Origin of the sequence: Flavobacterium ginsenosidimutans (genome assembly GCF_003254625.1) — a bacterium.
GTDB classification, from domain to species: domain Bacteria; phylum Bacteroidota; class Bacteroidia; order Flavobacteriales; family Flavobacteriaceae; genus Flavobacterium; species Flavobacterium ginsenosidimutans.
On sequence record NZ_QJRJ01000076.1, the window covers coordinates 212762 to 225599 of the forward strand.

Here is a 12838-nt window from a genome sequence, read left to right on the forward strand (position 1 = left end):
AGAAGCCTTTGAAATGATTAAAAAATTAATACAAAAAGGAAGTTTTATTTTAGTCCTGCTAGCAATGGCAAGCTGTTCTAAAAATCAAGGTATCGCAAATATCAATATTGGGATTCATGGCAACAACGAATTGAAGATTCAAATCGATGTTACTACGAATGACCAAACTCAGGTATACGCAGAATATTGGTCGGACAAAAAAGGAACGAATAGTAAAATCACAACTCCTATTTCAAAATCTGGAATTAAACATTCATTGGTTCTTTGCAATATTACACCAGAAACTAGTTATAGCTATCAATTGTTTACGGTTCAGGACGGCGAGAAAAAGCCAAGTAAAATTTATACTTTCAAATCAAGAAAACTTCCAGAATGGCTTCAAAAACAATTCAAAGCCAATTGCCCAAAACCTGAATTGCTTCCCGCAAATTTCAAAAAAGGTTTTATGCTTTTAGCCAAAAGAGAAACTCCAGGAACCGCTTATATTGTGGATTACAAAGGAAATCTAAGATGGTATCATACGCTTGAAGGAACTGGATTTAAAGTTCCTCATTTCACAAAAGAACAAACTATTATTTCAATTTTAGGCACAAACGACGAACCAACAAGCTACGGAAGTGAAATTCTAGAAATCAATCTTCAAGGCGATACTTTAATGCACATTAAAAAAGGGCAAGGCGATTTAAAACAAGTTATTCATCATGAAATCATAAAAAAATCGGCAAACGAAATTGTTACCATAACTGTCGATCAAAAAATAATGGATTTGACTTCTATTGGAGGGAAAAAACAAGATACAATCAACGGAGACGGGATTCTGATTTTAGATAAAAAAGGAAAACAACTTTGGAAATGGAGTGTTTTTGATGACTTAGATCCTTTGAAAGACAAAGATTTACTGAAAACCAAAAAAGATTGGACACACGCCAACAGTCTGAATTATGATACAGATGGAAACTTTCTTATCTCTTTCTACAACAATGGTCAGATTTGGAAAGTAAATGCAAAAACCGGAAAAGTGATGTGGAAATTGGGTAAAGGCGGAAACATGAAAATGACGCCAGAAAGTAATTTCTCTCAGGCACACGCAGCACACATCGATCAGGAAGGAAGTTTGCTCTTTTTTGATAACGGAGTAGACAAAAAACAATCTTCTGTTTTTGCATTCAAAATTGACGAAAAAAACAATGCTGCAAAACTGGATTTTCATATAAAATTGCCAAAAGAAATTTACAACGACAGAATGGGAAGTGCTTATATGATTGATAAAGATGCCATTTTAGTCTGTTGTTCAAAAAGACATATTACGGTTTTAACCAATAAAAAAGGAGTTTTGCTATGGGCTTTAGAATCCGAAATTCCGCCATACAGAACCATCTTTATTCCTGAAGAAAAACTAAAACCTTTTCTTCTAAATTAAAAAAATAGTAACCATGAAAAAAACAATTCTTATCGGACTTTTTTCAGCATTATCAATGGCTGTTTTCAATTCCTGCACCAAATCAAATTCTCAAACTTTAGCTTCAACAACCATTGAAGAAGGAGAAGAAGATGAAGGTTACATCACAATCGATACTTCTCAAATTCCAGACGATCAATTTGGAGAATCGGTTCGTTACGGAAGAGAATTAATGATGAAAACCGCTTATTATATTGGTCCAAACGGGAAAAATGGAAAATATTTAGGCAATAAAATGAACTGCACGAACTGTCATCAAGACGCTGGAACAAAACCTCATGCATTCAATTTAATGTCTTCACATGATAATTATCCACAATATCGCGGGCGCGAAAACAAAGTGCTTACACTGGCAGAAAGAGTTAATAACTGCATTATGCGCCCGCATTCTGGAAAACCGCTTCCGCTAGACAGTAAAGAAATGGTGGCGTTTTTATCTTATTTTAAATGGATTAGCAAATTTGTTCCAAAAGATGGTAATTTTAAAGGAGCAAAAAATTTAGAAATCGAGTTTCCAGATGTTGCGGCTAGTCCAGAACGAGGAAAAGTGCTATTTGCTGAAAACTGTGCAAGATGCCACGGAAATAATGGTGAAGGAGTTTATAATGCCGACAAATCAGGTTATACTTATCCTCCTCTTTGGGGCGAATATGGTTACCAACCGGGTTCAAGTATGCATCGCGTAATTAAACAAGCGCAATGGTTAAAAAGCAATATGCCTTATGACAAAGTACTTTTAGGAAAACCTTATTTAACAGATAAAGAAGCTCTTGATATTGCTGCCTTTGTTAATGATGATGAAATTCATAAAAGACCAAATCCTAAAACATTTGATTATCCTAATAAAATGGGCAAACCAATTGATTATTCACATAGCCCTTTTCAGGATAATTTTACAGAAGAGCAGCATAAATATGGTCCTTACAAACCAATTATTGCTTACTGGAAAAAACAAGGATGGAAAGCCGTTTACTAAACTCAAAATATACTATTTAACCTGATTATACAATGAAACTAAACCTAAACACAACGCTTTTAAGCAGAATAATGATAATGTGTCTTTTCACGATCAGTATTCCGCTAACTGCACAAATAAAATATTCAGACGGAAATGACAGCTGGAATCCGAATCAATTAGGAAATCACCGCGCTGTAGTTGCTTTTTCTGGCTCAGGAAATGTTGCTAAAACAACTATCGAATGGCGAAGAAGAGACACAAATCCGGAACTTAAAAAGATTATCGTTCAGGATGCGTCTGGAAAAGAAATTCAGAACATAAAAACCGAAAATATCAATAGAGAAAACGGCACTATTTTCTTTGAACCAATTTCAGGAAAAGGAACATACTACGTTTATTATATGCCTTATGTTGATGAAGGAACTGCAAATTACCCAAAAGGAATTTATCAGAAACCTGAAGATAAAGCCGATGCTAAATGGCTTTCTAACCTAAAGGCAAACTTAAAAGACAATGCCGCTGTAACAGAGATTCAGAGTGTAAATGCTTTCAACAGTTTTTACCCAATGGAAGTAATTGCTACAGCTTCTGAGACTTCTGCTCTTGTGGCAAAAAACAGCGGAAACTCTTTCTTGGTTTTCCCAGAAGACAGAGAACATTCTATCAAATTAAAATCGGATTTACCACAAAGATGGATTCAGAAAGGCGTTCAAAATAGTTTTTCTGATACAGCAATGAAAGGCGAATATTTAGCTTTTCAATTAGGAGTTTACGCTCTTGAAGACTTAAAAAATGTTAAAGTGACTTTTTCTAACTTAGTAAGTCCTTCTGGAACAATTGATGCAAAAGAAATTAACTGTATCAATACTGACGGAACGAAATATGACGGCAATCCTTTCACGAATACTGTTTCAGTTTCAAAAGGAAAAATTCAGGCTATGTGGTGCGGAATTGATGTCCCGCAAACTGCAGTGGCTGGAACTTACAACGGAAAAGCAACTGTTACTGCTAATGGAAAATCAAAAGAAATCAATCTTCAAATTACGGTTTCTAACCAAGTAACAAAAAACGGAGGCATTGACAGTCCAGAAAAAATGACTCGCCTAAAATGGTTAAACTCAACTTTAGCGCAAGAAAATACGGTTATTGCACCTTATACTCCATTAACAGTAAACAATTCTGAAATTGCTTTACTAGGAAGAAAACTGATTGTAGCACCAAACGGATTCCCTGCGCAAATTCAGACTTTCTTTACTCCAGAAATGACTTCTGTAACAGCAAAAGCAAATGACATTTTAAGTTCGCCAATCGATTTTCATTTTATTGATGCATCTGGAAAAGAAGCACAATGGAAAAACAATGGTGTAAAATTTACTAAAAAAGAAGCGGGAACAGTTTCTTGGGAAAGCACTTCGACTTCAAAATCGGTTCAGATGGACGTGAATGCTTCTGTTGAATTTGATGGTTTTGTACATTATATTGTAAAAGTTACAGCTCTTGAAGATGTATCTTTTAATGATATTAATTTCCAAATGCCAATGCAGCCAACTTCTGCAAAATACATGATGGGATTAGGTCAAAAAGGTGGAGATCGTCCTGCAACTTTCGACTGGAAATGGGATGTTGCACATAAGAATCAAGACGGCGCTTGGATTGGTGCTGTAAACTCTGGATTGCAATTTTCTTTGAGAGATGAAAAATATAGCCGTCCATTAAACACGAATTTCTATTTGCAAAAACCTTTATTGCTGCCTACTTCATGGGGTAACGAAAATAAGGGCGGTATTACCATTACGCCAAACCAAAAATCGGTTGTAGTAAATGCGTACAGCGGTGCTAGAACAATGAAAAAAGGCGATGTTTTGTATTACAACTTCAACTTATTGATTACGCCTTTCCATACAATCAATACAGATTTTCAATGGGATACAAAATTTTACCACAAATACAGCCCAATCGATTCTATTGCTAAAACTGGCGCAACGGTAATCAATATTCACCACGCAAATGCAATCAATCCGTATATCAATTATCCTTTTATCGAATTTAAAAAGATGAAAACGTATATCGATGAAGCGCATGAAAAAGGATTAAAAGTAAAAATATACAATACGGTTAGAGAGGTTTCTAACAAAGCTTATGAGACTTTCGCTTTAAGAAGTTTAGGTCACGAAATTTATTCTCCAGGAAAAGGAGGCGGATTCTCTTGGTTGCAAGAACATGTTGGCGATGATTATATCGCAGCTTGGTTTGTCCCTGAAATTAAAGATGCTGCAATCGTAAATAGTGGTATGAACCGTTGGCATAATTATTATGTTGAAGGAATGAATTGGCTAACTCAAAATGTTGGTATTGACGGAATTTATCTGGACGACGTTGCTTTTGACAGAATCACGATGAAACGTATCAAAAGAGTTTTAACTAAAGACGGTCATCCTGGAATTATCGATTTACATAGTGCCAACCAATACAACAAAAGCGACGGTTTCAACAATAGCGCTAATTTATACATGGAACACTTTCCATACATCAATAAATTATGGTTTGGAGAATATTTTGATTATGAGAAAAATCAACCTGACTTTTTCTTGACTGAGGTAAGTGGAATTCCATTTGGATTAATGGGAGAAATGCTTCAGGATGGTGGAAATCCGTGGAGAGGAATGGTTTACGGAATGACAAACAGATTGCCTTGGAGCGATGGCGCAGACCCAAGAAACATCTGGAAACTTTGGGATTCTTTCGGAATTAAAGGTTCTGAAATGATTGGATATTGGAGCGAAAACTGTCCTGTAAAAACAAACAACGACAAAGTTTTGGCAACAGTTTACAAAAAGAACGGAACAGCTTTAATTTCAATCGCAAGCTGGGCCGATGCTGATGTAAATGTGAAACTAAATATTGACTGGAAAAAACTGGGAATCAATCCTGCAAAAGCAACAATTAGTGCTCCAGAAGTTACCAATTTCCAGCCTGCAAAAACATTCACAGCAAAAGACGAAATAACTGTTCCTAAAGGAAAAGGATGGTTGTTGATTGTTAAGTAATCATAAAGCACAGTCCAGTTTGTCATTTCGACGAAGGAGAAATCACACAAGAAATTCCACACAGAAAATCGCCAATCTTTATCGATTTACGAGTGTGATTTCTCCTTCGTCGAAATGACAAAAATGCAAAAAAAATAATGCCACAAATTACACAGATTAACACAGATTAAAAAAAATCCTTTTAATCTGTGAAATCTGTGGCAAAAAAATAACCACAAATAACCAAGCTCTCCATCATGAAATTTAGACCATTATTATCCTTTTTACTCCTTGGAAGCCTCTTTGTCACAGCACAAAATAAACCCACTATAAAAGAATACAAAAAAGTATTTACCACATATCCATTCTCAGATCCTGATCCGATTCCGAAACCAGATACCAAGTTTTATCCGTATTTCCGTTTTGACGGTTTTACCGATAAACCTGTTCAGAAAGAATGGAAAGTAATCGAAATCGAAAACGATTATATCAAATTGATGATCTTGCCGGAAATTGGCGGAAAAGTTTGGTCGGCTATAGAAAAATCTACAGGAAAAGATATTGTTTACAATAATCATGTTGTAAAATTTAGAGACATTGCCATGCGCGGACCGTGGACAAGCGGCGGTGTTGAAGGCAATTACGGAATTATCGGCCACACTCCAAACTGCGCTACTCCTGTCGATTACAAAATCATAAACCGAGAAGACGAAAGCATTAGCTGCGTTATTGGAGTTTTAGATTTATTGACAAGAACTTCTTGGAAATTAGACATCAATCTGCCAAAAGATAAAGCGTATTTTACCACAAATTCGTTTTGGTCAAACACAACCGAATTCGAACAGCCTTATTATACTTGGATGAATACGGGAATAAAAGCAGCCGAAAACCTGCAGTTTATTTACCCGGGACAAACTTATATTGGTCATAACGGAGAATACAATTCTTGGCCAATTGACAAAGAAAACGGCAAAGATTTATCTTTCTACAAAAACAACAATTTTGGTGGTTACAAATCGTATCACGTATTCGGAAAATACGATGATTTCTTTGGCGGATATTATCATGACGAAGATTTCGGAATGGGAAGATATGGCAATCATGATGACAAACCGGGTAAAAAAATCTGGATTTGGGGATTGTCTCAACAAGGAATGATTTGGGAAAAATTATTAACCGATACCGACGGACAATATGTAGAAGTTCAAAGCGGAAGATTGTTTAATCAGGCGAGCGAAGGCAGTAATCTTACACCTTTCAAACAACGTTCATTTGCACCATATCAAACTGATACTTGGACCGAATATTGGTTTCCCGTAAAACACACAAAAGGTTTTGTAAAAGCGAATAATTACGGTTCAGTTAATATTAAAAATGAAAACGGTTGGTTGAAAATCTATTTTTCTCCGCTTCAAAAACTAAATGAAAAAATTGAAGTTTTTGAAAATGACAAAAAAGTGTATTCTAAAGACATTGCATTGAATACGATGCAAACTTTTAAAGATTCTATTCAGATAAAAGTCGATTCTAATAAATTGAAATTTGTTTTAGGAGGAAATAAACTGGTTTGGAATTCTGCTCCAGAAGACGGAAATATCAATCGTCCGGTAGAAATACCAAAAGATTTTGATCATAATTCGGTTTACGGATTGTATCAACAGGGTAAAAATTATATCAGTTTTAAAGATTATATTCTGGCTGAAGATAAATTGAATGCTTGTTTAAAACTAGATCCAAACTTCGCTCCTGCCCTTTCTGCATTGGCTTCTTTGCAAATCAGAAAATTAGATTACAAAGCAGCTGTAATTTCAGCAAGCAAAGCTTTATCGATAGATACTTATGATCCTGCGGCGAATTATTTTTATGCTTTGGCTAATTTCCATTTAGGAAATAATACCGATGCAAAAGATGGTTTTGACATTGCTGCTGCAAGTGTCGAATTCCGCAGTCCAGCTTATACTGCTTTAAGCAAAATTTATTTAGCAGAAAACGATTTGCCAAAAGCGGTTGAATATGCTGAAAAAAGCTTGGTATACAATCAATATAACATAGAAGGTTTACAGGTTTTAGCAGTTTTATATCGTCTTCAGAATAATACTGAAAAAGCAAATTCGGTTTTAAAAACAATTACAGCACTTGATCCGCTGAATCATTTTGCTGATTTTGAAAAATACCTTTCGAATAATTCAAACGATTCAAAAAATACTTTTACTGCTGCCATTCAAAACGAAATGCCAGAACAGACTTTTCTTGAGTTAGGAATTTGGTATAACAACATAAGCCGAAAAGAAGAAGCTTTAAAAGTATTTTCTATTGCAGAACCAAGTGCTGAAATTATTTATTGGAAAGCCTTTTTAGAAAACAAACCAGTTGATGTAAGCAAAATCAAACCAGGAACTAGTTTTCCTTTTAGAAATGAAACTGCTGAAATTTTGAAATCATTAATTAAAACAAATGATCAATACCAATTGAAATATCATTTAGGTTTAATTGAATGGAATCGGAACAGTATTTCAGAAGCTAAAAGATTGTTTTCAGAATGCGGTTCAAAACCAAATGATCCTGCATTTTATGGAGCTAAAGCTTCGTTATTTAAAGATGATGCTTCAATAGTATTGGCAAGTCTTCAGCAAGCTATAAAATTAGATCCGCAAGGCTGGAGATACCATAAAATGCTTGCAGAACATTATATCGCTCAAAAGCAATTTGATAAAGCGCTTACAACGGCTGAATCTTTCTATAAAAAACATCAAGACAATTATTTGATTGGAATGCTTTACGCTAAAACTTTATTGCTGAATAAAAAATACCGCGAAGCCGATTCATTCTTGACCAAATTGCAAATCCTTCCGTTTGAAGGCGCAACGGCAGGAAGACAATTGTATCACGAAGCTAAATTGATGCAAGCTTTAGCAGAAATCAAAAACAAACAGTACAAAAAAGCATTACAATTTATTGCCGATGCCAAACTGTTTCCAGAGAATTTAGGCGTTGGAAAACCGTATGACGAAAATATTGATGAAAGACTAGAAAATTGGCTGGATTATCAATGTTATAACAGTCTTGGAAATAAAGAAATGGCTTCTAAATCATTAGATAAAATCGTTGCTTTCCGTCCTGTAGTGGATAATACGGTTATGAATTTCCTTCCTGCAAACAACCTTGTTTCGGCTTGGGCTATCGAAAAAACATCTTCTTCACAAGAGGCCGAAAAATGGATTAAAACTCAAGCAGATTTATATCCGACAAATAAAATAGTGCAGTGGACTTTATTGTCTTACACCAAAAAACCATCTAATATTTTGAGTGAAGATGAAAAAGACGGTGAAGTTAGAATTATCGAAAAATTGTAAAGAACTTTCAAAAACAATAAAATGAAAAACCATTTTTTTAAATATACTTTTTTGGGTCTTGTCCTTTTGATGGCACCAAAAATAGAGGCACAAAACAAAACAGAAAAGGTTGATGAATTATCTATTTATCGCGCTACTCCATTAAAAACACACGATTTAATTCATACCAAACTGGAAGTTTCATTCGATTACGGAAAACGTTATTTGTACGGAAAAGAATGGATTACTTTAAAACCGCATTTTTACGAAACCGATTCGCTTAAGCTCGATGCAAAAGGAATGGATTTTAAAGAAATCGCTATTATTGATGGCAAAAAAAGTATTCCGTTGCAGTACAAATACGATAACGAGGAACTTTCTATTGCTTTAAACCGAAAATACAAACGAACTGAAAAATACACGATTTTTATTAATTATACCGCAAAACCAGCAGAACTGAAAAGCAAAGCGGGCGAATCGATTACCAACTCAAACGGATTATATTTTATTAATCCTGATGAAAAAGGTGACAAACCAACACAAATATGGACGCAAGGCGAAACGGAAGCTTCTTCTTGCTGGTTCCCAACAATTGACAAACCAAATCAGAAAACAACTTCTGAAATTGCGATGACTGTTGAGGCAAAATACACTACACTTTCAAACGGTAAATTGGCTTCTCAAAAAGTAAATAAAGATGGAACCAGAACTGATATCTGGAAAATGGAACAGCCAAATGCACCTTATTTGTTTATGATGGCCGTTGGTGATTTTAAAATCTATAAAGATTCTTATAATGGTAAAGAAGTCAGCTATTATTTAGAGCCGAAATATGCGCCTTATGCCAAACAGATTTTTTATAAAACGCCAGATATGATGAATTTTTACAGCAAAATGCTTGGCGTAGAATATCCTTGGGCAAAATATTCGCAAATTGTAGTAAAAGACTATTTTGGAGGTGCGATGGAAAATACTTCAGCAACCGTTCATGGCGAATATGTTCAGAAAACAGAACGCGAATTATTAGATGATAATCAAGAAAGCACCATCGCTCACGAGCTTTTTCATCAATGGTTTGGAGATTATGTAACAGCTGAATCGTGGTCAAACTTAACAATGAATGAATCGTTTGCCACTTTTGGAGAAGTGCTTTGGCACGGACACGATGCTGGACAAGATGGGGAAGACAGATCGCGTTATGAAAAATTGCAGAATTATTTACGTTCTCAAAAAAATGGTTATAGCCCTATTTTAGCCCGTTTTCATTACAAAAATGCAGACGATATGTTTGATAACATCAGCTATTCGAAAGGTTCGATTATTTTATATGCCATGAAAAATCAAATGGGTGACGAAGCATTCTTTAAAGGATTAAATCATTATTTAACTACAAATGCTTATAAATCTGGCGAACCGCATCAGTTGCGTTTATCGATGGAAGAAGTGACTGGAAAAGATTGGTTGCCTTATTTTGATCAATGGTATTATAATGCGGGAAGTCCGATTCTGGATGTGACTTACAAATATGCTAACGGAAAAATCACCATTACAATAAGTCAATCTCAAGATAGTGCTGTGCAAACCTTTACGCTTCCTTTAAAAGTTGATTTTTACGTAAACGGGACTAAAATAAGAAAGGATATTTTAATTAATAAAAAACAACAAAGCTTCAGTTTTGATCTTCCTTCAAAACCAGAATTTATAGATTTAGATCCAGATAAAATATTAGTTGGCGAAGTTAATGTAGATAAAAAAACGGCTGCTGATTATCTTTTTCAATATAAAAATGCGCCATCGTATTACAACCGAATTGAAGCTATAAAATTTGCTTCAAAAGATAGAAGTCAAGAGTCACAGCTTATTTTATTAGAAGGTTTAAAAGACCCTCAAGAAGATTTAAGAGTGTTGAGCATCAAAGCAATTGATTTAAATGAAAAACAAACCAAAGATCAGGTTCTAAAAACGCTTCTTGATATTGCTAAAAACGATAAAAAGACAATCGCAAGAGCAAATGCAATTGTAAAATTGGCTTCTACTGGAGATACTTCTTATAAAACGTTAATAGAAGAAAGCATTAAAGAACAATCATACAACGTAATTGCTGCAGGATTAGCAGGATTAACAAAATATGCACCAGCCGAAGCACATAAGGCATTGGCTTCATTAGATGACGATACCCAAAAACATGTAACGCCATTAATGAAAAGATTTAGTAGTCAAAAATAATTATAAAAGTCCTTGGATTGTTTTGTTTTTGAAAACCTCTCTAATTTGGTTCATTAGAGAGTTTACTTTTAGAATAAATTACCACTAAACTATCACTTATGAAAACTACCTTTTTTAAATCTACTATAGCTCTTTTTCTTTTGTTCGGATGGACAATTGCATCTGCACAAATGATTAAGACCAAAACACCGTCACGCCCAAAAGGACAGCAAGATGTGCTTAGAATGGCTGCAGATCCAATTCCAACAGTACGTATTGCTTTCATCGGACTTGGAATGCGTGGTCCAGGCGCGGTTGAACGTATGACACATATTCCTGGTGTTGAAATTGTAGCGCTGTGTGATATGACTCAAGAAAATACTGCAAAATCAAATGAAATTTTGACTAAAGCTGGATTTCCAAAAGCACAAGAATTCTACGGTGATGAAAATGCATGGAGAAAAGTAACGGCGCTGCCAAACGTAGATTTAGTTTATGTGGCTACAGACTGGCTTCATCATGCTTCTATCGGAGTTCAAGCTATGAAAGATGGAAAACACGTTGCAATTGAAGTTCCGGGAGCTTTAACTATGAAAGAAATCTGGGAACTGATTGATACTTCAGAAAAAACAAGAAAACATTGTATGCAACTGGAAAATTGTGTTTACGATTTCTTCGAATTGACTACTTTAAATATGGCACAACAAGGCCTTTTTGGCGAAATTCTTCATGCTGAAGGTTCTTATATTCATGGCTTACAACCGTTTTGGGGAGAATATTGGAATAACTGGAGAATGGATTATAACATCAAACACCGCGGTGATATTTATGCAACACACGGGATGGGGCCGGCTTGTCAGGCATTAAACATTCATCGTGGTGACAAAATGAATTTCTTGGTTTCTATGGATACAAAAGCCGTCGGAAATCCTGCTTACATTAAAGAAAAATCAGGACAGGAAATTAAAGATTTTAGAAACGGAGATCATACCATGACCATGATTCGCACAGAAAACGGAAAGACGATTCAAATACAGCATGATGTTACTTCTCCTCGCCCGTACAGCAGAATGTATCAATTGAGCGGTACAAAAGGATTTGCTAATAAATATCCGCTGGAAGGTTATGCGCTTGACGGAAAAGAATTAAGCGATGACGTAAAACCAAATCACGAAAAATTGAGCGCTCACTCTTTTGTTCCAGAAGAAGTGAAAAAAGCATTAATGGAAAAATACAAACACCCAATTGCCAAAGGAATTGAAGAACAAGCCAAAAAAGTGGGCGGTCACGGCGGAATGGATTTTATTATGGATTATCGTTTAATCCACTGTTTGCAAAAAGGACTTCCGCTTGATATGGATGTTTACGATTTAGCCGAATGGTCATGCCTTGGTCCATTAACCGAAATTTCATTAGACCATAATTCTGCGCCTGTTGAAATACCGGACTTTACTCGTGGAGGCTGGAATAAATTGAAAAAATTAGAATTTTCAGAGTAATTAATAAATATTATTGGTTAGTTAAAGAGGGACAAGAGGGCAAAGTAGATATTGCTCTCTTGTCTGTTTTAGACCGTTCATAAAATTTAGATTGTAAAAAAATATGTCGCTCCTCTGGAGCTTTACATTGTAAACTTCTATTCTTTGCTATACATATTTCGCTTCTCCGAAGCTTATAAAAAAGATCTCCTTTAAATGGGGGAACATTATACAAAAACATATAGCAAAGCCCCAGCGGGGCAAAATATTTATAGCATTTCAATCTCCATAATGAAAAAGCTCCAGAGGAACGACATATTATAATAAATATCTATTCTTTACTATAAATATTTCGCTTCTCCGAAGCTTACAAAAGAAAA

At 35.1% G+C, this 12838-nt stretch carries 6 protein-coding genes; all 6 read left to right on the forward strand.

What is annotated here, in order from left to right; all coding sequences use genetic code 11:
* Positions 1 to 13 precede the first annotated feature (13 nt).
* Entirely contained in the window at positions 14 to 1420 is a 1407-nt protein-coding gene (locus tag DM444_RS11660) for an aryl-sulfate sulfotransferase (RefSeq protein ID WP_111286795.1), read from the forward strand.
* Positions 1421 to 1433: 13 nt separating this feature from the next.
* Positions 1434 to 2435, forward strand: coding sequence for a c-type cytochrome (locus DM444_RS11665; RefSeq protein ID WP_111286797.1), 1002 nt, complete (start codon positions 1434 to 1436; stop codon positions 2433 to 2435).
* A gap of 32 nt (positions 2436 to 2467) precedes the next feature.
* Positions 2468 to 5464, forward strand: coding sequence for a glycoside hydrolase domain-containing protein (locus DM444_RS11670; RefSeq protein ID WP_239455665.1), 2997 nt, complete (start codon positions 2468 to 2470; stop codon positions 5462 to 5464).
* Positions 5465 to 5700: 236 nt separating this feature from the next.
* Complete coding sequence (locus DM444_RS11675) at positions 5701 to 8796, forward strand: DUF5107 domain-containing protein (RefSeq protein WP_111286801.1); 3096 nt, start codon at positions 5701 to 5703, stop codon at positions 8794 to 8796.
* Between the two features lie 21 nt (positions 8797 to 8817).
* Positions 8818 to 11001 carry a M1 family metallopeptidase gene (locus tag DM444_RS11680; protein ID WP_111286803.1) on the forward strand — a complete coding sequence of 728 codons (2184 nt, stop codon included), beginning with the start codon at positions 8818 to 8820 and terminating at the stop codon, positions 10999 to 11001.
* Positions 11002 to 11099: 98 nt separating this feature from the next.
* Complete coding sequence (locus DM444_RS11685; RefSeq protein ID WP_111286805.1) at positions 11100 to 12479, forward strand: Gfo/Idh/MocA family protein; 1380 nt, start codon at positions 11100 to 11102, stop codon at positions 12477 to 12479.
* Positions 12480 to 12838: the final 359 nt, after the last annotated feature.

Bases quoted from the DNA above. Each gene is read 5' to 3' on its own strand.
- DM444_RS11665 (WP_111286797.1), top strand. From the start codon at position 1,434: ATGAAAAAAACAATTCTTATCGGACTTTTTTCAGCATTATCAATGGCT.
- DM444_RS11685 (WP_111286805.1), top strand. From the start codon at position 11,100: ATGAAAACTACCTTTTTTAAATCTACTATAGCTCTTTTTCTTTTGTTC.
- DM444_RS11670 (WP_239455665.1), top strand. From the start codon at position 2,468: ATGAAACTAAACCTAAACACAACGCTTTTAAGCAGAATAATGATAATG.
- DM444_RS11660 (WP_111286795.1), top strand. From the start codon at position 14: ATGATTAAAAAATTAATACAAAAAGGAAGTTTTATTTTAGTCCTGCTA.
- DM444_RS11675 (WP_111286801.1), top strand. From the start codon at position 5,701: ATGAAATTTAGACCATTATTATCCTTTTTACTCCTTGGAAGCCTCTTT.
- DM444_RS11680 (WP_111286803.1), top strand. From the start codon at position 8,818: ATGAAAAACCATTTTTTTAAATATACTTTTTTGGGTCTTGTCCTTTTG.